Origin of the sequence: Alteribacillus bidgolensis, from assembly GCF_002886255.1 — a bacterium.
GTDB lineage: Bacteria > Bacillota > Bacilli > Bacillales > Marinococcaceae > Alteribacillus > Alteribacillus bidgolensis.
Window position 1 is genome coordinate 2352340 of record NZ_KZ614149.1, and the last position, 22998, is coordinate 2375337.

The 22998-nt window shown below is 41.6% G+C and carries 27 protein-coding genes; 1 reads left to right on the forward strand and 26 read right to left on the reverse strand.

Going from position 1 to position 22998, the window contains the following annotated elements; all coding sequences use genetic code 11:
* Positions 1–86: 86 nt before the first annotated feature.
* The 4 genes from CEF16_RS11765 to CEF16_RS11775 all read right to left on the reverse strand — a co-directional run bounded on the left by CEF16_RS11765 (position 87) and on the right by CEF16_RS11775 (position 3224).
* Positions 87–1106, reverse strand: coding sequence for a sugar-binding transcriptional regulator (locus CEF16_RS11765; RefSeq protein WP_091581100.1), 1020 nt, complete (start codon positions 1104–1106; stop codon positions 87–89).
* The gene (locus CEF16_RS23780; RefSeq protein WP_170031872.1) at positions 1103–1252 is read right to left on the reverse strand and encodes a hypothetical protein; all 150 of its coding nucleotides are present in this window, start codon (positions 1250–1252) and stop codon (positions 1103–1105) included. Before CEF16_RS23780 ends, CEF16_RS11765 begins: the two co-directional genes overlap by 4 nt.
* 269 nt (positions 1253–1521) lie before the next feature.
* Positions 1522–2874 (reverse strand): RNA polymerase factor sigma-54, encoded by a 1353-nt coding sequence (rpoN, locus tag CEF16_RS11770; protein ID WP_245917847.1) that lies wholly within the window; start codon positions 2872–2874, stop codon positions 1522–1524.
* Positions 2875–2978: 104 nt separating this feature from the next.
* Positions 2979–3224, reverse strand: coding sequence for an amphi-Trp domain-containing protein (locus CEF16_RS11775; protein WP_091581098.1), 246 nt, complete (start codon positions 3222–3224; stop codon positions 2979–2981).
* 307 nt (positions 3225–3531) lie between these two features.
* Here CEF16_RS11775 and clpP point away from each other — a divergent pair, with 307 nt between their 5' ends.
* Positions 3532–4110 (forward strand): ATP-dependent Clp endopeptidase proteolytic subunit ClpP, encoded by a 579-nt coding sequence (gene clpP, locus CEF16_RS11780; RefSeq protein ID WP_091581095.1) that lies wholly within the window; start codon positions 3532–3534, stop codon positions 4108–4110.
* A gap of 46 nt (positions 4111–4156) precedes the next feature.
* Here the strand turns inward: clpP and CEF16_RS11785 are convergent, their stop codons facing one another.
* The 22 genes from CEF16_RS11785 to CEF16_RS11890 all read right to left on the reverse strand — a co-directional run bounded on the left by CEF16_RS11785 (position 4157) and on the right by CEF16_RS11890 (position 22986).
* Entirely contained in the window at positions 4157–4414 is a 258-nt protein-coding gene (locus CEF16_RS11785; RefSeq protein WP_091581092.1) for an HPr family phosphocarrier protein, read from the reverse strand.
* Positions 4415–4445: 31 nt separating this feature from the next.
* On the reverse strand, positions 4446–5408 hold the full coding sequence (gene whiA, locus CEF16_RS11790) for a DNA-binding protein WhiA (protein WP_091581090.1): 963 nt from the start codon (positions 5406–5408) through the stop codon (positions 4446–4448).
* Positions 5409–5476: 68 nt separating this feature from the next.
* Positions 5477–6421 carry a gluconeogenesis factor YvcK family protein gene (locus CEF16_RS11795; RefSeq protein ID WP_091581087.1) on the reverse strand — a complete coding sequence of 315 codons (945 nt, stop codon included), beginning with the start codon at positions 6419–6421 and terminating at the stop codon, positions 5477–5479.
* Positions 6414–7307 (reverse strand): RNase adapter RapZ, encoded by an 894-nt coding sequence (gene rapZ, locus CEF16_RS11800; protein ID WP_091581085.1) that lies wholly within the window; start codon positions 7305–7307, stop codon positions 6414–6416. The genes CEF16_RS11795 and rapZ overlap by 8 nt, the downstream gene beginning before the upstream one ends.
* Before the next feature lie 29 nt (positions 7308–7336).
* Complete coding sequence (locus CEF16_RS11805; protein ID WP_091581082.1) at positions 7337–7807, reverse strand: 8-oxo-dGTP diphosphatase; 471 nt, start codon at positions 7805–7807, stop codon at positions 7337–7339.
* A 355-nt stretch (positions 7808–8162) separates the two neighbouring features.
* A complete protein-coding gene (gene trxB, locus CEF16_RS11810; RefSeq protein WP_091581079.1) occupies positions 8163–9107 on the reverse strand; it encodes a thioredoxin-disulfide reductase in 945 nt (314 codons plus the stop codon).
* 148 nt (positions 9108–9255) lie between these two features.
* On the reverse strand, positions 9256–10311 hold the full coding sequence (locus CEF16_RS11815) for a tetratricopeptide repeat protein (protein WP_091581077.1): 1056 nt from the start codon (positions 10309–10311) through the stop codon (positions 9256–9258).
* Positions 10312–10560: 249 nt separating this feature from the next.
* Positions 10561–11190: a bifunctional phosphoribosyl-AMP cyclohydrolase/phosphoribosyl-ATP diphosphatase HisIE gene (gene hisIE, locus CEF16_RS11820; protein WP_091581074.1), complete on the reverse strand. Its 630-nt coding sequence runs from the start codon at positions 11188–11190 to the stop codon at positions 10561–10563.
* Entirely contained in the window at positions 11187–11945 is a 759-nt protein-coding gene (gene hisF / locus CEF16_RS11825) for an imidazole glycerol phosphate synthase subunit HisF (RefSeq protein WP_091581072.1), read from the reverse strand. Before hisF ends, hisIE begins: the two co-directional genes overlap by 4 nt.
* Positions 11946–12680, reverse strand: coding sequence for a 1-(5-phosphoribosyl)-5-[(5-phosphoribosylamino)methylideneamino]imidazole-4-carboxamide isomerase (gene hisA / locus CEF16_RS11830; RefSeq protein WP_091581067.1), 735 nt, complete (start codon positions 12678–12680; stop codon positions 11946–11948).
* Complete coding sequence (hisH, locus tag CEF16_RS11835; protein ID WP_091581065.1) at positions 12677–13318, reverse strand: imidazole glycerol phosphate synthase subunit HisH; 642 nt, start codon at positions 13316–13318, stop codon at positions 12677–12679. Before hisH ends, hisA begins: the two co-directional genes overlap by 4 nt.
* 243 nt (positions 13319–13561) lie before the next feature.
* Complete coding sequence (gene hisB / locus CEF16_RS11840) at positions 13562–14152, reverse strand: imidazoleglycerol-phosphate dehydratase HisB (RefSeq protein WP_091581062.1); 591 nt, start codon at positions 14150–14152, stop codon at positions 13562–13564.
* Positions 14152–15426, reverse strand: coding sequence for a histidinol dehydrogenase (hisD, locus tag CEF16_RS11845; RefSeq protein ID WP_091581060.1), 1275 nt, complete (start codon positions 15424–15426; stop codon positions 14152–14154). Before hisD ends, hisB begins: the two co-directional genes overlap by 1 nt.
* A complete protein-coding gene (gene hisG / locus CEF16_RS11850; protein WP_091581057.1) occupies positions 15423–16061 on the reverse strand; it encodes an ATP phosphoribosyltransferase in 639 nt (212 codons plus the stop codon). The genes hisD and hisG overlap by 4 nt, the downstream gene beginning before the upstream one ends.
* Positions 16054–17241, reverse strand: coding sequence for an ATP phosphoribosyltransferase regulatory subunit (locus tag CEF16_RS11855; RefSeq protein ID WP_091581054.1), 1188 nt, complete (start codon positions 17239–17241; stop codon positions 16054–16056). The genes hisG and CEF16_RS11855 overlap by 8 nt, the downstream gene beginning before the upstream one ends.
* A 711-nt stretch (positions 17242–17952) precedes the next feature.
* Positions 17953–18462, reverse strand: coding sequence for an acyltransferase (locus tag CEF16_RS11860; RefSeq protein ID WP_091581051.1), 510 nt, complete (start codon positions 18460–18462; stop codon positions 17953–17955).
* Positions 18459–19106 (reverse strand): pyrophosphatase PpaX, encoded by a 648-nt coding sequence (gene ppaX / locus CEF16_RS11865; protein ID WP_091581048.1) that lies wholly within the window; start codon positions 19104–19106, stop codon positions 18459–18461. Before ppaX ends, CEF16_RS11860 begins: the two co-directional genes overlap by 4 nt.
* Positions 19096–20046 (reverse strand): nucleoside recognition domain-containing protein, encoded by a 951-nt coding sequence (locus CEF16_RS11870; protein WP_091581045.1) that lies wholly within the window; start codon positions 20044–20046, stop codon positions 19096–19098. Before CEF16_RS11870 ends, ppaX begins: the two co-directional genes overlap by 11 nt.
* A 343-nt stretch (positions 20047–20389) precedes the next feature.
* Entirely contained in the window at positions 20390–21256 is an 867-nt protein-coding gene (gene lgt / locus CEF16_RS11875; protein WP_091581042.1) for a prolipoprotein diacylglyceryl transferase, read from the reverse strand.
* 30 nt (positions 21257–21286) lie between these two features.
* Positions 21287–22222: an HPr(Ser) kinase/phosphatase gene (gene hprK, locus CEF16_RS11880; protein WP_091581038.1), complete on the reverse strand. Its 936-nt coding sequence runs from the start codon at positions 22220–22222 to the stop codon at positions 21287–21289.
* A gap of 207 nt (positions 22223–22429) precedes the next feature.
* Positions 22430–22786, reverse strand: a complete 357-nt coding sequence (locus CEF16_RS11885; protein ID WP_091581033.1) for a phage holin family protein — start codon at positions 22784–22786, stop codon at positions 22430–22432.
* The gene (locus CEF16_RS11890) at positions 22786–22986 is read right to left on the reverse strand and encodes a PspC domain-containing protein (RefSeq protein WP_091581026.1); all 201 of its coding nucleotides are present in this window, start codon (positions 22984–22986) and stop codon (positions 22786–22788) included. Before CEF16_RS11890 ends, CEF16_RS11885 begins: the two co-directional genes overlap by 1 nt.
* Positions 22987–22998: the final 12 nt, after the last annotated feature.

Below are 22998 nucleotides of genomic sequence, written 5' to 3' on the forward strand. Positions count from 1 at the left end.
CTTTTATATATTCCGGCAGAGGTGCCTTTCTTTTAGGTAACGGCCTCTACTGCAGGGTCTTGCTTATTTTTTCATCCAGGGCATTTTTATAGGTCCAATATGGCTTGTGCCGCCCCTTCATCTGTAATGAGAACATCGCTTGGCCGGTGCTTCATGTAAGCGGTAATGGCTTCAGCTTTGGAAGCACCTCCAGCAACAGTTATTACGAACTGCTCATTAGTGAGATCATCAAGCTGAAGACCAACTGTATTTTCTTTGTGAACAATTTGGCCTGCTCGATCAAAATAGTAGCCAAACGCTTCAGCTGCCGCTTCTTTATCTTTTAGCGACCCTAACGTTTCTGCTTTTGTTTTCCGCCTTGCCGCCATCGTCTCTGCTTCCCCGACACCGTGGACGACCATTTTGGCCTGACGTATTATAGAAAGCAGTTCTTTAATTCCTGGTTCTAAAATTAATGACTCTCTTGTTTCATCACTCAATTGATCTGGTACATGTAATAATCTGTATTTCCCATGTGCTTTCTGCGCCATCGTAGAACTAATCGTATTGGATTGAATTTCCACTTTTTCACCAAGACCGCCTCTAGCAGGGACAAAAGATACTTCCTCTAAGTTCGAATCTGGTGACATCATTTCAGCCACAGCAGCTAAGGTCGTTCCTCCTGCGACCGCAACAATATCTTTAGGAGCAAGCTTTTCTTTCATTTGTTGAACGCAAGCTCTCCCCATCTCTTTTTTTACCCATGAATAACGATCACTATTCCCGGATACAATAATTGCTTGATTGACATGAAGCGCTCGGGCAAGACGTTCTTCCAAGTCTTGCAGCCCTGAAACAGATTTCATCACTCCTTCGAGCCCTTCCAGAAGGTCTTCTCCTTCTTCGGTTAACGTCATTCCGCCGCTTCCTACATGAACAAGGCCTTGTTCTTTTAAAAACATAACTTCACTGCGCAAAATACGTTCAGAAACATCTAGACTGGCAGCGAGAGTACGTCTTCCGACAGGCTGCTTTAAGCGAAGGTATTGTAAAATCTGATAACGCTTTTCCATCACTTCAAGAACGTCCGGCTGTAATTTTTTTTGTAATTCAATCAAGTTCCTCATATGTATCCATCACCAGATTTTCTCTTGCGGACATTTTTTGTCCCGCTAAGACATTTTACGTCCCACTTACGGTATAAAAAAAGAAATATTTCTTTTTTCTGTTTTATCATATCAATAAATGATGAGATTAGCAATAATCTGTTCATAATTATTCCCCCTGCATTTATCTTTTAAACATTAGTGAAAAAAATGAGTAGATGTCGCACTTGTGCCCTGATGGTGAAAGCGAAGTGTATTTCAGCTGAAAAAACCTTTGGACAGTCCCTTTCTAATATTTCCAATCAATGCTTGCCGACCAGCCTAAAAACGCTGCGTTCTGTAACAACACGATGTCTATACGTTGAACAGCAGAACACGCAAAAACGCCGGCCGTAAAATCCATCATTTAACGACCGCCGTTTTTCATTTAATGGCTTTAATATCGTTTTCGTTTAGAAGAAGAAGGAATATTAAGCACTCTTCTATACTTTGCGATGGCCCTTCGTGATATAGAAATGTCATGTTCTTCTTTTATATATTCTGCTATTTTTTGATCAGATAAAGGTTTTTGTTTATTTTCTTGTGCTATTAAGTCTTTTATCATCGACTTTATAACAAACGTAGAAGTTTGTTCTCCAGTACTGTTATTCATTCCTGCACTGAAAAAGTATTTTAACTCAAATAAACCGTGCGGTGTCTGTACGTATTTTTGATTTGTTGTTCTTGAAACGGTAGATTCGTGTACGTCCGCTTCTTCTGCTACATCTTTTAATGTGAGCGGCTTAATCGCTGAAGGTCCTTTTTCAAAAAAATCATGCTGAAAGTGAACGATCGCTTCGGTTATATTTCGTATCGTTTGCTGTCGCTGATCAATGCTTTTTAACAGCCATACGAGCTGTTTGTATTTTTTCTTTGCGTATTCTGTGGCTTCTCCTTCTTCCTTGGTTTCTAATAAGTGTCGGTACTGACGGTTCATTCTAATTTTGGGGAGCCCGTCATTATTTAAGCGAACAACGAAACGATCTCCGTCCCGTTCTACATACACATCAGGATACAAATGTCCGGGATGATCTCCTCCGCCAAAGCTTGAACCTGGGTATGGATCGAGCTTCTGTACATCATCATACACCTGTTGGATCTCTTCTAAAGAAGTGTCAAGATTTTTTGCAATTTGTTTCCACTTCCTGGCAGCAAGATCTTCAAGGTGATCTTTAATCAGCATCTCAGCAAAATGATTTCTTGGAGATTGCCTCTCTAGCTGGAGCAATAAACATTCTTTTAACGACCGTGCTCCAATTCCAGCAGGCTCTAAGCTTTGCAGCTTTGAGACATATGCTTCATAGTATTCTTCGGTAATAGGAAACAATGCGGCGGTTTCTTCATAGGTCCCTTCAAGATATCCGCTGTCACTAACATTTCTCGCCATATGTGTTAATACTCGTTTATCATCTTCTGAACCTGGCAAAAATCGAATTTGTTGAATTAAATAATCTGAAATCCTTTCTCTGTCATCTTTGATTCGATCAAAAGGTGAAGATTGCTCTTCTTCTTTTTCTTGTACCTCGGAAGGCTCGTCATGCCACATGACAGGCATATTATAAACAGGTTCATCTTTTAAGGCAGTATTTCGCTCTTCTATTTCCATCATTGGGTTTTCAAGGGCTTGCTCTTCTAAAAATTCCGATAGTTCCAAGGCTGAAAATTGCAATAAGGAGATGGCCTGGCGCAATTCTTGTGTCATGACGAGCTTCATCGTTTGCTGTTGATACAATCCCATTTCTAGATTCACGCCGCTTCCTCCTCTCATTTGTAAGCGTTTACTACATATATTATACCATATGTTAAAGAGCACGTACTTTTTCCTAATACATTTATATAAGAGTAGAAAAAATTTTAATCATGCCATTCCAAATAAAATCCAGTTTTATGGTGTTTTCCTTTTTTCACATAATCAAATAGCATATTAACTTCCCGGGAAGGAGAGATCGTAATTTGTTCATTTTCATTTTTTTCTGTAAATTTTCCTTGTGTTCGTAACGCAGAAGCGATCTCTTCTATTTTGACTGCCACTTCTTCTAAAGAGGTTTTTTCTTCTTTTTCAAACCGCTTATCTTCTCCGAGACGATCCTGGCCAAACATAATACCTGCCTCCTCTATTCATAGAGTCTTCCTTCTATTATATCTTACTTTCGTTATTAATGAAAAAAGGAATTTGGTTTGAAACACGAAAAAAAAGGATAAGATACATGCAGGGTTTATCGGATAGCTTATCGAATTACAGGACAAGGTCAGTTTCATAGGAACACACTGACCTTTTCTGTATAATATGGATCAGCACAAATAAATTAGCTGCTTTTCATTTGATCATTATTGACCATTAAGTTATGATGGAATCAACAGCAAAGATAAGCGCTGGATTCACTATATGATAGGAGGATGTATAAACATGAATCTAATACCTACAGTAATTGAACAGACAAATCGCGGGGAACGCGCCTATGACATTTATTCCCGTCTTTTAAAAGACCGCATTATCATGCTGGGTTCAGGCATTGACGATAATATTGCCAATTCCGTTGTGGCACAGCTTCTTTTCCTGGCTGCTGATGATCCTGAAAAAGACATATCATTGTACATTAACAGTCCTGGCGGCTCCATTACTGCCGGTATGGCTATTTACGATACGATGCAGCATATCAAACCGCAGGTATCTACGATTTGTGTAGGAATGGCAGCTTCTATGGGATCATTCTTACTTACAGCAGGAGAACCTGGGAAACGTTTTGCCCTTCCAAATAGTGAAGTCATGATTCACCAACCGCTTGGCGGAACCCAAGGTCAAGCTTCTGATATTGAAATTCATGCCCGCCGTATTATAGAAATGCGCGAAAAGCTGAACAAAATTCTTTCAGAACGTACAGGTCAGCCGCTTGAAGTTATTGAAAGAGATACAGACCGCGACAACTTCATGTCCGCTGAAGAAGCTAAAAAATACGGCATGGTCGACGAAGTTCTTTATAAGTAACAAATAAGAAAAAGCTCCGGTCCATCAAAAGGAACCGGAGCTTTTCTTATTCTTCTTTTTCTACATAGTCAGTTAAAGCCTGCATGGCCTCTTCTTCATCCGTACCTTCCGTTATAATCTGCAGCGTTCCGCCGTTGCGAACAGCCAGACTCATAACTCCCATAATACTTTTTGCATTTACTTTTTTATCGTCTTTTTGAAGATAAATATTTGACTGGAATCGGTTTGCTTCCTGTACGAATAATGCTGCCGGCCTTGCTTGTAACCCTGTTTTTAATTTTACTTCAACTGTGTTTTCTATCACTCACATCTCCTCCATTTTAGTTTATCAATACTTACGTTTTTTCTAGTTGTACGGTCTCGCCTTTTCGAATTTTTTCTGCTAATTGATCAATTTTTCGAAGGCGGTGATTGACCCCTGATTTACTTACTGGACCATTTGGCACCATTTCTCCAAGCTCTTTTAGGGTAACGTCTTGATGTTTGACACGAAGCTCTGCGATTTCTCTAACTTTATCTGGTAAATGCTGCAGGCCTATTTCATTGTCAACGAGCTGAATATTTTCCACTTGTCTCAATGCTGCACCGACTGTTTTGTTTAAGTTAGCGGTTTCGCAATTGACAAGACGGTTTACCGAATTTCTCATATCCTTCATAATACGGACATCTTCAAAATAAAGTAGAGCCTGATGGGCACCTATGACATTTAGAAATTCTGTTATTTTTTCACTTTCTTTAATGTATAAGATAAACCCTTTTTTTCTTTCTAAACTTTTTGAAGGAAGGTAAAATTCATGTAATAAGTCACGTAATGCTTTATTATGTTCCTCATATAAAGAAAATATTTCTAAATGATAAGACGAGGTTTCTGGATGATTGACCGATCCCCCCGCTAAAAAAGCTCCTCGTAAATACGCACGTTTACAGCAGTTGCTTTTAATAATATCAGGAGAAATCGAACGAATAAAACGATACCCGTCTTTCATAATGCTTAAATCACTTAAAAGCTCCCGTGCTTCTTCTGAGATACGCACTAAGTATACGTTATTTTTTTTTAAACGCATCTTTTTTCTTACCATCAATTCAACAACCGTTCCTCGGTATACCTTTTTTATTAACTTGTATATACGCCGCGCTATTGCTGCATTTTCAGTAGAAACATCTAAAAGCATCTCTTTATTTCCAAAAGATATAGAACCATTCATTCTTATTAATGCAGCCAGTTCAGCTTTCGCACAACAATCATCTGTCTCAAATTGAGTTAACTCTTTTTTTGTCATAGCCGCAAAGGATGACATGGTTGAATCACCGCCCTTTTACTCTTTAGGGCCGTATCTTTTCAGAAGCGGCCTTTCCTGCCTTTTCTTTATAGTTCGGTTAATAAAGACTGAGAAACTTTTACTGCATCGTGGCGTAAAAGATTATCTTTAAATTGCATAAACTCATCTTTAATGACTCTCAAGCCAAGATTGTCTATTTTGTTATCATCACAGTGAACCGGTGCAGCATTCTCCTCTTGGTAACGCTTAATAATAGTTTCCGGGATGCTGCCATTATTAACAAGTACTGTATCAATCAAGCCATTACCCGTGTGCTTGTAAATAGCTTCAACGTGATGAGAAGCGGAGAAATGATCTGTCTCTCCTGCTTGTGTCATTCCGTTGCAGATATAAACTTTTCTTGCTGGCGCTTCACGTATTGCTTTTGTGATACCAGGAACGAGCAAATTGGGGATGACACTCGTATAAAGACTTCCAGGCCCTAAGACAATTAAATCAGCTTTTTGGATCGCTTCTAGACTTTCTGGCAGCGGCTGAATAGTAGAAGGAGATAAAAATACTCTTTTAATATGTTTGCCTGATTTCGGTATACTTGATTCCCCTTTTACAAAGGAACCATCTGTCATTTCAGCATGCAATTCAATGCTTTGATTTGCTGCCGGGAACACTTTTCCTCTAACATTTAACACGGTGCTAAGTTCACTTATCCCTCTAGCAAAATCACCGGTAATCGAAGTCATACCAGCAAGAAGCAAGTTTCCCAAGGAATGTCCGGAAAGGCCATTTCCATTTTCAAAACGGTGCTGAAATAATTGTTCAATCATTGGTTCTACTTCAGCAAGTGCAACTAGAACGTTGCGGACATCCCCAGGAGGAGGAATATTTAATTCTTTACGAAGTATTCCTGAACTGCCGCCATCATCAGCAACTGTTACAATAGCTGTAATATTAACCGGGAAGGTTTTAAGCCCCTTAAGCAGTACAGAAAGTCCTGTCCCTCCGCCGATGACGACAATATTCGGCTTATCCACGATTATATTTCTTTCCTTTCTCTACATCCCGGTGACTTTTATGGGTGGCGTAGTCTCCGGCAAAATAATCTGCAATATACTCAGCCAGGGTTACTGAACGATGCTTGCCGCCTGTACAGCCAATAGCAATAATGAGCTGGCTTTTGCCTTCGCGTTTATATTGAGGAAGCATATACTCTAACATATCAATTAATTTTTTCATAAATTCTTTTGTCTCCGACCATTTTAACACATACGAAGAGACTTCTTCTTCTAATCCTGTTTTTGGCTGAAGGTAGTCAATGTAATGGGGGTTTGGCAAAAAACGGACATCAAAGACAAGATCGGCATCGATCGGCAGACCATATTTAAATCCAAAGGACATAACATTAACAGAAAAAGCATCTTTTTCCGGACCGGTAAAAGATTGAATGATGCGTTCGCGCAGCTGCTTAGGCTTTAAATCGCTCGTATCAATAATCTGCCGGGCTCTGCCTTTTAAATCCTCTAGAATTTCTCGTTCGTGTTGAATCCCTTCAAGCGGTGCTTCTTCCGCAGCAAGCGGATGAGAACGGCGCGTTTCTTTATATCGCCGGACAAGAACATTATCTTTAGCATCTAAAAATAATATATGAGTCCGTAAATTCGTTTTCAATCTTAATTGATCAACCGCTTCAAATAAATGATCAAAAAACTCTCTGCCCCGTAAATCAATAACTAAAGCTACTTTATTCATTTTACCGCCGGAGCTTTCTATTAAATCGATAAACGTGGGAATTAATGCTGGCGGGAGATTGTCAACACAATAATATCCTAAATCTTCAAAGCTTTGCATAGCAACTGTTTTGCCTGCCCCAGACATTCCGGTAATGATCACTACCTGGATATCCTCATTTGGCTGCCCCATCACTGTATCCTCCGTCCCTTCTCTCTATCTTATTCAAATGTTTCGTCATTTTGCAATTCACTTGATATTAATTGATAGGTTGGGCTGTAGCGGAACGTCCCGTATAACACACCGCTGTCTTCTAAAATATGCTGCCAAATCTTCCGGTCTCCTTCTGCCATGGAAAGAGCCTTTACTTGTTGTTTTGGCTGCCAGGAAAGAATTCCTTCGGGTGACTTTTTTAACAAATTTCCTTCCCATTTGTTGGCACCAAAGGTAAACATCATCCATTCGGAAATAACTTTTTCATCTTCTATGATTAAAAAAGTGAAAATCCCTCTAATAACAGGATTTTTCACCGTAATACCTGTTTCTTCCCAAAATTCACGGACAACAGAATCACGTACAGATTCCCCTGCCTCCATTTTACCACCCGGTGCGACCCACCAGTTACGGCTCGGTTTTTGAAGCATAAGAACGTGATCATGATCGGTTAATACACAATTTGTCACACGCTGCATGTTCATCACCTCACATTTACTCTTACTAGTATACTAAAAGAGCGGGGTATTGCTCAATTTTTTACACCTTTACTGATAAAAATATTTAAAAAAGCACTAATGTAAATGTCAAAATATCGCAATTTAAGGCATTAGAAAAACTTGGCTTACCGCCAAGTCCAAAATGGCAATATACTTTGATCCTTTAACAAAGTTAAACATTTATAAATTAAAAAAAAGAGCACAGGCATTTGCCTATGCTGCACCAGGATATATAAAAAGGGGGTCAATTACTGTTTTCATTCTACTCTATATTTATTTCATATTTGTTACAGTAGCGTTAAAATCGATTTAAAATTGTAAGCATCATTTTTTGTTATGCTTCGACTGTATTTTTCAATTCTTCTACATAATGCTGTGCAGTCTGTGCTGCTAGCGATCCGTCACCAGTAGCTGTCACAATTTGACGAAGAGATTTTTCACGGAGGTCTCCGGCTGCAAAAATGCCGGGAATTTTTGTTTCCATTTCTTCGTTTGTAACAATGTACCCTTCTTCATTTAAAATATCCAAGCCTTTAACAGCGTCGTTTAAAGGAAGCATCCCGATATAAATAAATGCACCCTCTGTTTCAAATTCATAATCCTCTCCAGACTTCAAGTCAGTGAGTGTGACACTGCCAACTTTTCCATTGTTTTCGTTGATTTCTTTCACAACTGTGTCCCATTTAAAATCAATTTTATCATTGACGAACGCGCGCTGCTGCAGAATCTTTTGGGCACGGAGCTGATCACGGCGGTGAACTACTGTTACTTTAGAAGCAAAACGCGTCAAGTAAACAGCCTCTTCAACAGCTGAATCTCCGCCGCCGACAACTACAATTTCTTTATTGCGGAAAAATGCGCCGTCACATACCGCACAATAAGATACACCGCGTCCGCCCAATTCTTTTTCGCCTGGTACACCGAGCTGTTTATATTCTGCACCTGTTGCAACGATAACCGAGCGTGTTTTATACTCTTTTCCGCCTGCTCTTACCGTTTTGTACTCTTTTCCGTCTATAATTTCTTTTACATCACCATAAGCGTACTCAGCACCAAATTTTCTCGCATGTTCAAACATTTTATTAGAAAGGTCCGGACCGAGAATATGATCAAATCCCGGATAATTTTCCACATCTTCTGTATTAGCCATTTGTCCGCCTGGTACACCGCGTTCAAGCATAAGTGTATCCATTTCAGCGCGGGACGTATATACAGCAGCTGTCATACCTGCCGGGCCGGCACCTGCTATGATGACATCATAAATTTTTTCTTCTGACATGATGATTCACTCCTCTTTCATATCCATAATATCCCCTGTAAAGCTTTAGCAAATACATTGTGATTTGTCTTATTCATGCCTTATCGTAAATAAGTCGAGCGAATAAGTCCAATATTCTGCTTGGGGAAATAATATTGCAGAAAAACAGCTACAGTTGATGGTACTGATAAGATTCATGGTTCACGTCGCTGGCTGTCAAAAGTCCATGCTGCATCTTTTCTAATAAGACAGAGGCTCCGTGATGATTTCTTATCTGTGCTTGTCTCCACCACTTTTCTGCTTGGCTGTAACGCTTTGTTTGATATGCAGCTACACCGTATTGAAAGAAGAAATTTTCGTCTTCTGGACCAAAGCGCTGTGCAAGCATCCGGAAAAAATAATACGCTTCGTCATATTCTCTTAACCTGCATAATGTTGAAGCAATCCTTTGTAAATGGTCTTTATCTAAAGGCACCGTTCTTTTTAACATCTCTGCTATTTCAGAAGCTTCTTTTTCTCTTCCCATTTCTTTATATAAAACAGCTAACTGACATACTGCTGGTAAATATGCGTTTTCCTTTAACAAGTCTTTCGTGTAAGCTAATGCCTCTTCTGTCTGGCCTTTTAAATGAAGTACGCGGGCGAGCTGACTTTGAGCAGGCCAATAGGACGGATAATCAGTAATAATATTTTCAAGCAGCGTTTCCGCTTCATAATATCTTTCTTCTTCTATCATACGTACGGCTTTTTCATACGTTATAATTAGTTCGTCTCCCGTTTTTGTAAGATCGTCTTCAGAGTCTTCCTCGACGTCTTCTAGCTTTAAAAGCTGAAGCAAATCTTCGGCATCAGCTGCAAAGTCCCCTTCTGGAACAAACCGCAAGTAAAGCTTTGCCGTTTCTCTTGCACGGTCGAACAATCCTTGATAAGCATAATTGTTGGCCAAGAAAAAATAACACTCATACATCGATTCATCTAACTCATCAAGAACATAAAGAAGTAATTCATTTGACTTTTCGTATTCTGCCATGTCCGCGTATATAGCGGCCAGCTGACAATGAAAAACTCCTTGTTCTGGATTTAATTCAACCGCTCGTCGTAAATATTTAACGGCGCGTGTCAGCTCTTTTTTTTGATAAGCCGTGACGCCCCGTTTAAAAAAATATTCACCGTTTTGTATAAAAGGAATCACTTGTCCTTGTTTTTGTTCATTTTGAGTTTTCATAAACTTCCTTCCCCTCCATTAGGAGCACCGTTGCAATATGCCTAGTATATCATCAGACAGAAAGGAAAAAAAGCTGTTCATTTAGGGAATTTCCCCCTTTTTGAACAGCTAAAACAGGCATTATCTTTTACACTCGTAAGTATTTATTAAGGAACAGGAAAGCGAAAGCGGCCGGCATTCAACGTACAGGATGCAGGAAAACCGCCGCTTCCATAAACAACGAGGTGTTTTACACGATTTCCTTTTCCTTTATTTACCGTGGCGTTCTTCAAGGACACCTAATACATGATCAAGCGGTAATTTTTGTTCGCGAAGCAGGACAAAAAGGTGATACAAAAGGTCCGCACTTTCCCATTTCAGCTCCTCAGCATCACGATTTTTAGAAGCAATGATTACTTCACTCGCTTCTTCTCCAACTTTCTTCAAAATTTTATCCACACCTTCGGTAAACAGGTATGTCGTATAAGCCCCTTCCGGCATTTCTGCTTCTCTTGCCGCAATCGTTTGCTCTAATTGGTTTAAAATATCGAAGCGGCCGGCGTTGGCATCTGTTTTTTCATCTTCTAAAAGGGATTGACTAAAACAGCTGTACGTGCCTTTATGACAGGCTGGCCCAAGAGGGGTCACTTTTACCACCAGCGCGTCTTGGTCACAATCGTAGCGGATATCTGTTACTTGCTGCGTGTTCCCAGATGTTTCTCCTTTATGCCAAAGTTCCTGTCTTGAACGGCTGTAAAACCAGGTCTCTTTTGTTTCTATTGTTTTTGTAAGGGATTCTTTGTTCATATAAGCGAGTGTCAGCACTTCTTTATTTACAGCATCTTGAACAATCGCAGGAATAAGCCCTTTTTCATCAAATGAAAGCTCTTCTATATTCATCGCACCAGCACCCCATTCTCTCTTAAATACGTCTTCACTTCTTCAACAGATGTTTCTTTATAATGAAAAATGGAAGCAGCTAATGCAGCATCCGCTTGTGCGTCTTCAAATACATCTACAAAATGTTCTTTAGCTCCTGCTCCTCCTGACGCAATAACAGGAACCGACACGGCTTCATTCACTTTTTCCGTCAAAGCTTGATCAAACCCCGTTTTGGCACCGTCCTGATCCATGCTTGTTAATAGAATTTCCCCGGCACCGAGGCGGACGACTTCTTTGGCCCAGTCGGATACTTCCCAATCGGTCGGGGTGCGCCCGCCGTGTGTATAAATTCTCCAGGATCCGAGCTCTTCTTCATATTTTGCATCAATTGCAACCACAATACATTGTGAACCGAAATAATCCGCGCCTTCCGTAATTAATTCAGGCCGTTTTACCGCAGCTGTATTCAGCGATACTTTATCTGCCCCTGCCCGCAGGATAGTACGCATGTCATCCAAAGAATTGATGCCGCCTCCTACAGTAAATGGAATAGCAAGGGTTCCAGCCACTTCTTTTACAACTTCGACCATTGTTTTCCGTCCTTCATGAGACGCAGAAATATCAAGAAATACTAGTTCATCGGCTCCCTGTTCATCATAAAAAGCAGCCAGTTCTACTGGATCACCAGCGTCGCGAAGGTCAACAAACTGAACCCCTTTGACAACGCGTCCTTCTTTTACATCCAAGCATGGAATAATTCGCTTTGTCAGCATTTATTGATCCACCTCCGTAAGCACCTGTTTGAGGTCGACTTTATCTGTATAAATTGCTTTGCCTACAATAGCACCTGCAACACCTTCATTTCGGTAGTTGGCCAGCTCTTTTAAATCGTCCAGATCACTGACTCCTCCCGATGCAATTACTTTTTTCCCCGTCGCTTTTGCCAGCTCTGCAATGGCTTCAACATTGGGGCCGGATAACATGCCATCTTTTGCAATATCGGTAAAAATAAACGTTTCTGCTCCGTATTCGGCCATTTTCTGCCCAAGTGCAACAGCTGTCACTTCAGATGTTTCCAGCCAGCCGTTCACCGCTACGTAACCATCTCTTGCATCAAGGCCGATTGCAATTTTTTCTTTGTATTTTGCTAGCATTTCTTTTGCAAAGTCAGGGTGCTGTACCGCTACACTTCCTAAAATGACGCGTTCTACCCCATTCTCGAGATAATACGCCACATCTTCTGCCGTTCGGATGCCGCCGCCTACCTGAACGTTAGCAGAAAGTTCTTTAGCTGCTTTTACGACAAACTCATCGTTCACACGTTTTTTTTCTTTGGCTCCGTCTAAATCAACCATATGTATCCAGGAAGCCCCGGCTTTTTCAAAACGCGCGGCCATATCTACTGGAGAATCTCCGTAAACCGTTTCTTTATCATAATCGCCTTGCAAAAGACGAACACATTTTCCGCCGCGGATATCAATGGCTGGGTATATTTTAAATTCACTCATAGTGTCCGGCTCCCTTCTGCGACTACTTTTCCGAAGTTATCTAGCATTTTCATGCCAAGCCGGCTGCTTTTCTCAGGGTGAAATTGGGTTCCCATCACGCGTCCGCGCCCAACAACGGCAGGCACTTCTTGATAGTAATCGCTTGCCGCTACCAAAACATCTTTGTCTGGCGTTTCGATCACGTAGGAATGAACGAAATATACGTGGCCTTCTTCTGTATCTTGCAGCAAGTCATGTTCCGGCTGTTGGAATTCTAGTTTATTCCATCCCATGTGCGGTACTTTATACGCTTCCCCGGTTTCGCTCTTTCCTTTGAAAAGTCTCGCATAGCCAGGCAAAAACCCAAGTCCTTCTGTATCTCCGTTTTCTTCACTGCCTTCAAACAATAACTGCATGCCAAGACAAATGCCAAGAAGCGGTTTTCCATCAGCTGCCCACGTTTTAATAAACTCTTCCTGCTGCTTTTCTTTGAGCAGGGTCATGGCATCTCGAAAAGAACCAACTCCTGGTAAAATCAATCCATCCGCTTTCTCAAGTTCTTCTGGGTCTTCGGATAAGAAATAAGAAAGGTCGAGTCGTTCTAGTGCTTTGCTGACACTGTGCAGATTTCCCATACCGTAGTCAATAATTCCGATCATGCCAACTCATTCCTTTCTTTATTGTTTTTTCTGGTTTTATTTTTGGTTTGGCGGTGCACTGCTGAGATTTGGTAAGGTGCTGTGCTTTGATGTATGCTGTGATGGTTTCAGCACTCTACCTGTTATTTTTTTCAGAACAACCCTGGGTAATTCAGCGCTTAGCTCTGCCCTTGATTCTTTCAGCGCTTCGAAACATTGGAGCGGTACTTCTTCCTAATTTTATCTAAGCTCGCAGTACCCTGCTTAAAGCATTCCCTTCGTAGACGGCACACCTTTTACGCGCTCATCTAATTGCGTTGCCTCATCTAGAGCACGAGCCATTGCTTTAAAGATGGCTTCAATAATATGATGTGTATTGCGGCCATAATGAACAATCACATGAAGGTTCATCCGGGCTTCTAGCGCAAACTTCCATAAAAATTCATGCACCAGTTCCGTGTCAAATGTGCCGACTTTTTGACTTGGAAACTCCGCAATACATTCTAGATGCGGACGATTGCTTAAGTCTACAACCACTTGCGCCAATGTTTCATCCATTGGAACAAATGCGTTGCCGTAGCGGCGGATCCCTTTTTTATCACCGAGTGCATCTTTAAAAACCTGACCTAGGCAAATGCCGATATCCTCGGTCGTATGATGATCATCTACTTCGGTATCTCCTTTGGCGTCAATCGTTACATCAAAATGCCCGTGTTTCGTAAATAAATCGAGCATATGTGTCATAAATGGGACACCGGTGGAAATATTGCTTTGGCCTTCTCCATCAATATTCATACCTAAACGAATCTGCGTTTCTCCCGTATTTCTTTCTATGGAGCTGATACGTTCTGCCATTAGTTCTCCCCCTTTTTTCGAACCTCTATTGAGCGAGCGTGAGCTTCTAATCCTTCTAATCTTGCAATGGCTGCTATGTCTTCAGCATCCCGCTCAAATGCTGTTTGGCTGTAAGAGATGATGCTTGATTTTTTCGTAAAATCATCCACATTTAATGGGCTTGAAAAACGGGCCGTTCCATTGGTTGGCAGGACATGGTTCGGACCGGCAAAATAATCCCCAACCGGTTCGGCGCTTAATGGACCGAGAAAGATAGCTCCGGCATGACGAATTTTACCTAACAATTCGTATGGGTTTTTGGTCATGATTTCTAAGTGTTCAGGGGCGAGCTGGTTTACTGCCTCCACCGCTTCATCAAGTTCAGCCGCAGTATAAATTGCACCATGATCATTAATGGATGCAGAAGCAATTTCTTTTCTTGGCAGTTCAGCAATCTGTTTTTCTACTTCTGTTTGTACGTTTTCTGCGAGCGTTTTAGAGGTAGTAACTAATACAGGAGATGACATTTCATCATGTTCGGCCTGAGACAGAAGATCTGCCGCTACATAATCAGGACGGGCTGTGTTATCCGCTAACACTACAATTTCACTTGGACCGGCAATCATATCAATATCGACCTGCCCAAATACTTCACGTTTTGCAAGAGCGACAAAAATATTGCCCGGACCCGTAATTTTATCGACAGACGGAACGGTTTCTGTGCCATAAGCAAGGGCCGCAACCGCTTGAGCTCCTCCGGCTTTTAAAATGTGAGTAACTCCAAGCTCAGCAGCAGTCACAAGTACAGCAGGAGCAAGCTTGCCTTCGCGATCGGGCGGGGAAGTCATTATAATGTTTCTCACCCCGGCTACCTGTGCTGGAATCACATTCATCATAATCGTAGAAGGGTAGGCAGCCTTGCCTCCTGGAACATAAACGCCGGCAGAATCAAGCGCTGTAATTTTTTGTCCGAGCATCGTACCGTCTTCATTTGTTGTCACCCAGGACTGACGAGTTTGGCGTTCGTGAAAAGATTGAATATTTTTGCTGGCCCGGCGCAGAGATTCAAGCGTTTGCTGATTGATATGGTTATACGCTTCTTTTATCTCTTCTTCAGTAACAAAAAGATTTTCTAAACGGACACCGTCATACATTTCCGTAAGATCTTTCAGGGCTTTATCACCGTTTTGACGAACTTGGTTAATAATAGCGCCTACGGATTCTCTTTGCTTTTCTGTGCTGGTTTCAATGTCTCGAGTGAGACTAACATCCTCTGTTAGTTCTATAATTTTCACGCTTCATCCTCCTCTACCACTCTGGCAAGACGTTCTACTAAATCATCAACACGAGCATCTTTCATACGGTAGCTCACCGGGTTCACAATCAACCTGGAGGTGATGGGTACGATTGTTTCTAATTCTACCAGACCATTTTCTCTTAATGTGCGGCCGGTAGATACAATATCAACGATTCGATCAGCAAGTCCAACGAGAGGAGCAAGTTCAATCGACCCGTTCAGTTTAATAATTTCTACTTGTTCGCCTTGTTCTTTAAAATACTGGGTGGCAAGGTTAGGGTATTTCGATGCTACTTTTGGATTGATATCCGTTTTTTCATAGCCAGGCAGTCCGGCGACAGCAAGGTAGCACTCACTGATATTCAAATCAAGCACTTCATATACGTCGCGCTCCTCTTCAATCATCGTATCTTTCCCCGCCACTCCGAGGTCTGCAACGCCGTGCTCCACATAGGTCGGTACATCCATTGGTTTGGCTAAAATAAAACGAAGATCAGCTTCCGGCGCATCCACAATTAATTTACGAGAATCATCAAATTCCGGCGGAAGCGGAAAATCAGCTTCTCGAAGAAGCTCTGCTGCTTCTTCAAAAATTCGTCCCTTTGGCATTGCTACGGTCAACGGTTCACTCATTGCTGGCGCCTCCTTGCTTCTTTCCAATAAAATAATACACTTCTGCAAAGGCTTCGCTTAGTTCATCTACGTTTTCAACACCTTGTAAGTCTTGCAGTACGACCCTTTTGCCGCTTTCGCGAAGTTTTCCTGCTTCTTCGATTGCTTCTTTCCGGCGTTCTTTACTAAAAAGGATACACGTTTGTTCAGGTAGTTCTTCTGTATCCCCAAGCGCCTCTACGAGTAAATCCAAACGAATGCCAAACCCTGTTGCTTGAGCCGGGCGGTTGAAGTTTTGCAGCAATTCATCATAACGGCCTCCGCTTGATAATGGAAAGCCTAACTTACTTCCATACCCTTCAAACACCACACCTGTGTAATAGCTCATATGCATAACCAGGTTCAAATCAAGCTTAATATGCTCGCTTACCCCATAACTTTCTAGAACATCCCAAAGCTGGTGCAAGTCATTCAATGCTTTTGCCGCTTTTCCATTTTGAACGAGTTCTTCGGCATCCTTTAATTTTTCCTGTCCGCCTCTCAGCTTTAATAAAGAAAGGAGACGTTTTTCATCAATAGAAGAAAGGGGAAGACTCTTTACATGTTGTTTAAAGCCTACATAATTTTTCTCATATAAGTAACGGCGGAGTGTATTTGCTCTTTCTTCGCTTCCTACGACATCAAGAAGCAGAGCATTCACATAGCCGATATGGCCAATCGCTATTTGAAAATTTTGCAGTCCTGCTTTTTTTAATGCTGCTGCCATTAGTGCGATAACTTCTCCGTCTGCACTTGCCGTCCCGTCTCCGACAAGCTCCACTCCCATTTGTTCAAACTCAGCAGGGCGTCCTCCATCTCTTTGCTGGGCACGAAACAGCGGGCTGTGATAAGAGAGACGGAGCGGGAAAGCTTGGTCCTTTAAGCTCGAAGCTGCGACCCGTGCAATAGGTGCTGTCATATCCGGACGGAGCACGAGTGTGTTCCCTTGCTGGTCAAGCAGTTTAAAAAGCTGCTGATCCAATATGGCCGAAGCAGTGCCGACAGTGTCGTAATATTCTAAAGCAGGAGTCTCAATAGGCAGATAACCCCAGCTGTCTGTTTCTTTTTCCATCCGTTCTCTTACTTTATTTTTTGTTTGATAGTAAGCCGGCAGAGTATCTCTCATTCCGACCGGCTTTTCAAACATAAAAGGTTTGCTCATGATTAGAATGCTCCTTCCGTCTGCTTTCCATATAGCTTTTATCATTTATGTATATTTTAAATATTGTTACCGTCACTTTAGTATGCTAATGTACTAATGGGATAAAGAATATATCGTGTAGTTTACATTGCTTTCCATTATCCGTCAATAGGAAGATGAAGGCACTTTGTTGAATCTATGATTTGGTTCATTGAATAGCTTTAAAAAATAGCTGATAAATCAAAGTTACGGCTGAATTTAGAGGATGGTGGTGAAAGTCTGAATCCATTGACTAAATCAACTTCCCGAAAAAAACGGCCGCCATATTCTTCGTGTACTCGGTAGTTCAGCTAGGAACAGCTGCTTGTTGTTTTAAGAAAAGCAGCTGATCTACACGTATAAGAAAAGCGCAAGCGTCCTTGTTTTACATGACGTTCGGACTAAGTTCCTCACGTCATGTAAAGAACGCCGAACTGGCTTGTACTGGATGGGCTTACTTTTGTGCCCGGAACACGATGTTCGCGATTTTAGCAAACGTTCCTTCAACCGCCGCGGGCCTCCGTGAGGCTGGGCGCTGAAGATAGACATCAAAGCGTAACATTTTATACTTTCCTATCTTATTATAAAAACTCGGATTGCCGCCGAGTCCTTATGTTCCTATACTTTAATCCTTTAATAAAATTAAACATTCTTAAAGTATAAATAAAGAAACTTCCCGCAAAAGAGAATTCTCTATGTCGGGAAGGAATCATCTTTATTTTCTTTTTCTCGGATAAGACGAAGCGGATTGCCGCCGACAAAACTTCCCGGCGCCACATCTTTATGTACGACAGAACCAGCAGCCACCACGGCTCCGCTTCCTATCGTGACTCCGGGTAAAATCGTGGCGTTCGCTCCAATTAATACATCATCCCCTATTTCAACGTTTCCGATGCGATACTCTTTGATTAAATATTCGTGAGCTAGTATCGTCGTATTGTAGCCAATCACACTGTTTCGACCGACGCTGATTTTTTCAGGGAACATTATATCGGGCATAACCATCAACGCAAATGCAGTCGTTTCTCCAACCTTCATGTTTAAAAACGTTCGGTACAGCCAATTTTTTATCGGCAAAAATGGAGTGTAACGTGCAGCTTGGATTACAATAAAATTTTTTACCACTTTCCAGAACGGTACCGTTTTGTAAATGTGCCAGAGCGAATTGGCTGATTCTACCGGAAAACGGTCCGTCTGTCTCATGTCGTCTTCACTCCAACGTAGTCAAGCAGATCTGGCATTTTCTTTAACATAATATCTGGGTCAAACGAGCACAGGTAATCTTCTCCTTTTATCGTCCAGGCCACTCCTGCTGTTTTCACGCCAGCGTTTTTTCCGCCAAGAATGTCATATTGACTGTCGCCAACCATCATCGTCTCTTCCGGGCGGGCTCCTAATTCTTTCATCGCTTTATCGAGTGGTTCTGCATCCGGTTTGACTTTATCTACATCATTAAACGTAATAACTGAGGAAAAATACGGCATTAAACCAGAAACCTCAAGTCCCAGGCGCGCTGTATGTTTTCGTTTCGTCGTAACAACCCCGAGATTAACCCCCTGCTCATGCAGTTTTTGGATGGTTTCTGCCACTCCTTCGTATTCTTCAATTAGCTCATCATGGTGGGCCAGATTATGTTTTTGATACATATCAATAAGCTCCTCAGCACGGTCAGGATCAATTTTTCGAAAGCTTTCTGTCAGTGGAAGGCCGATATAGCCGACAATATCTTCTCTCGTATACCGTCCTGGTGCATAGCTGTCCAACGCATGCTGAAAGGAAGCGATAATCAATTCATTCGTATTTACTAGTGTTCCATCAAAATCAAATAATACAGTTTTAATAGTCATACGTTGCCTCCTTACGGGCAAATTCTCTTTTTTCTGATTTGTTCCAAATATAAGCAATCAGTATCGTTAACAGTACAGCCGTTACAAGTCTAATTAGTAATAAAGGAAGAACCGGAATACCTAGCGGAATAAAGATGAGTGTATCTTCTATAACAGCGTGACAGGCAACCAGAAAAATAAAGACAAGATATAAATCCTTTTTCTTCACATTATCTTCTTTTATCGCTTGAATCATAACCCCTGCTCCGAAAGCGAGACCAAAAATAATCCCTGAAGCAAGTGTAGTCGATGTATTTTCACGGATTCCCAGCATCTTTGTAAACGGCGACATCCATTTTGAAAAGACCTGCAGCCAGTTTAAATCTTTCATCACTTGAATAAATACCATAATCGGAATAACGACTAATGCTAATTGCACCACACCCATAATCGCACTCGTTAACCCTTCCCAAACGGCACCTTCCCAACCGTTTACAGTAGACTGTCCTTCTTGAGAAACGAAGCCGTACTGGGCCTGATTCGCCCCGCCCTGCCAGATCCAATGAATCATCAAGGCAGAAAATAAAGCAAGACCAAGCCGCACGGCAAGCACAACAGACATGCGTATGCCTACTTTTACAGCAACCGCAGATTCTACGAATAAATTATGAGAAAAAGACAGCATAACGGCTAAAATAAATACCTCTTTTACTGTTAAATCCATAGATAATATCGCACCGATGGCCGCATATAAATTCAACACGTTCCCTAGAACCAGCGGAATGGCAGCCTCTCCTGGAAGACCAATCCAGCCCATCAGCGGTGCAAGCATGCTCGCCAGCCAATCTAAAAATGGAGTAAACCCGAGTATGGTGATAATTAATGTAATTGGAAAAATAATTTTCCCCAGCGTCCACGTTGTTTTAAGGCCTACTTTCAGTCCTTTTTTCAGCATCTCCATCTCATCTCAAACCTCCATACGCTTTAGAAAAACTCGTCTTGCCGCCGGGTCCTATGCAGAAGACGTAGTCTCACTTATACTTTGGTCCTTTAACAAAGTAAAACATTCCTAAAGTATAAAAAATAGTTCTATCGGTGTAAGACCTTAAAAATATTAGTTTTTAGGGACACAGCCTAAAAAGCGACCCGTTTTGTAGAGCTGCGCATTAGTCCTGGAGGCGTTTTTTTCAAAAGCTGTCTTTTTGTAAATGCGGCGCGATTTTCGTGCACGTGGAAATCCTTAGGGCCACATGTGAACTTGTTTCATCTAAGAACGACAAAGAAAGGTTGTCGCAGGAATGCTTTTATTTCTTTTTTTTGTGTGATTTCCGTTTTTTGTTTTGCCGAATTCCAGAGCCGTCTTCATCTAAATAATGAGCATGAGCAAGCCCTGTTTTTCTGCGGTAAAGCCACAAAGCAATCGAACCAGCAATCAGCAGTAAAGACAACACTTGCGCAGCACGCAGCATGTCTCCTATCATCAAGCTGTCTGTGCGCATTCCTTCTATGAAAAAACGGCCGATAGAATACCAAATAATATAGCTTAAAAACAATTCACCACGACGTAAATTGACACGGCGCAAAAACATCAAAATTACAAAGCCAGCAATATTCCATAACGATTCATATAAAAAGGTAGGGTGGTAATAGACCCCATCAATGTACATTTGATTAATAATGAATTCAGGCAGCTGCAATCCTTCGAGGAAATCCCGTGATACCGGTCCCCCATGCGCTTCCTGATTCATAAAGTTTCCCCAGCGTCCAATCGCTTGACCGAGGATAATACTTGGTGCAGCAATATCAAGAAGTTTCCAAAAAGACATACCTTTTTTTCGTGCAAAGATGACAGTTGTTAATACAGCTCCAATCAATCCTCCATGGATAGCAAGGCCGCCTTCCCAAATAGCTAGAATCTGCCCTGGGTTTTGTGAATAATACTCCCATCTAAAAATCACGTAATAAAGTCTAGCGCAGATAATAGAAATTGGAAGGGCAAAAATGAGCAAATCTGCAAAAGTATCTTTTGGCATGCCGCGTTTTAAGGCTTCTCTGTTTGCAATTATAAAACCTAAGAACGCCCCTAAACCAATAATGATTCCGTACCAATAGACAGTGAGCGGCCCCAGTTCAAAGGCAATCCGATCCATAGGCTGTATTGAATGTATCATGACCGTTTTCTCTCCAATCTAATCTTAAACTTAAAACTCTTCCCGGTCTCCATCTTCAATGACATCAGTAAGACGATCAGAAAACTGCTGAGCGGTATTAATCCCCATACGTTTTAAACGGAAGTTCATAGCTGCTACTTCTACAATAACAGCTAGGTTTCGCCCCGGACGTACAGGAATGGTGTATTTCGGAATTTCCGTATCAATAATTTGCATTTTCGCTTCTTCTATCCCTAAACGATCATACGCTTTATTCTCATCCCATAGTTCCAAATGTATTGTCAATGCTATTCGCTTAAAAGGCCGAACAGCACCTGCACCAAATAGAGTCATTACATCAATGATGCCAAGACCGCGAATTTCAAGGAGGTGCTGAATCAATTCAGGAGGCCGGCCTACTAGAGTATCTCCATGCTGCTGGCGGATTTCAACAGAATCATCTGCAACCAGCCGATGGCCGCGGCGCACCAAATCAAGTGCTGTCTCACTTTTACCAACACCGCTTGCGCCAGTCAAAAGGACTCCTATCCCGTAAATATCAACAAGAACCCCATGGACAGCAGTTGCCTTAGCTAGCTGAGCTTCCAGAAAATTTGTCAGCTGACTGCTTAAACGGGTTGTCGTAACGTCGGCACGCATGATAGGCACTCCCGTTTTTTCTGCACTTTCAATAAGTTCTGGTGGTGCGGTCAACCCACGGGAAATAATTATGCCCGGCGTATCATATGTACATAACTTTTCCATTCGTTCACTTTTTTCCTCATCACTTAACTGCTGAAAAAAAGAAAGTTCCGTGCGTCCGAACAACTGTAAACGTTTTGCTGGATAATAGGTAAAAAACCCGGCCATTTCTATACCCGGACGGGAAATGTCACTTGTTGTAATCGCACGATACACACCATCTTCTCCTGCCAATACTTCTAGATTAAAACGTTCCACTAAATCATTTGCTGTTACTTTTGGCATTCGTTCTACCCTCCAACCATTTCCACAATCAGGCCTTTGCCCGGTTGGAACATCAATATTTTTTACACTTTCACTATTGTAGCATGATTTCTAAAAAATGTGGAAATTTGAGAAAGGAGGCTGCTGGAAAGCATTAGAGAAATAGGCTTATTTTCCTTTTAAATATGAAGAATGCTGCCTCTTGGAAAAGGGCAGCACTCGATTTCATCATTTCCTGCGCAGAGGATCAACAATAAAGTTATTAATAAATATATTTAATATAGCTATGATAATTGCAGCCAGTAATGCCATGCCAAATCCTGAAATATAAAAGGAGTCTCCCATTAATTCAGAGGTGAGCATTAACAAAGCTGCATTAATGATAAAAATGAAAAGTCCGAGGGTAAACACGGTTATCGGCAGTGTAAGAACAACGAGAAGCGGCCGGACCAGCATATTAATAATCGTTAAAATTATGCTTGCCATAACGGCTGCACCAACTCCTTGCAGCTCAAATCCTTGAAAAAAACCTGCCACCACCATAAGCATTACCGCGTTTACGATAAACGGAACAATACAGCCCATTATTCGACGATATCTCCTTCATTTGGCATGATAATAGCTAAGACAATGTAAGCAATGGGCACAGGCAGTCCCCAAGTTATAATAGCTAATAGTACGGTTACGATACGGATTAAAGTTGGATCAACGTTAAAATAATTAGCAATTCCCCCGCACACTCCTGCAAGCATGCGGTTATGCTGGCTGCGTTTTAATTTTTTCATTCTTTTTCCTCC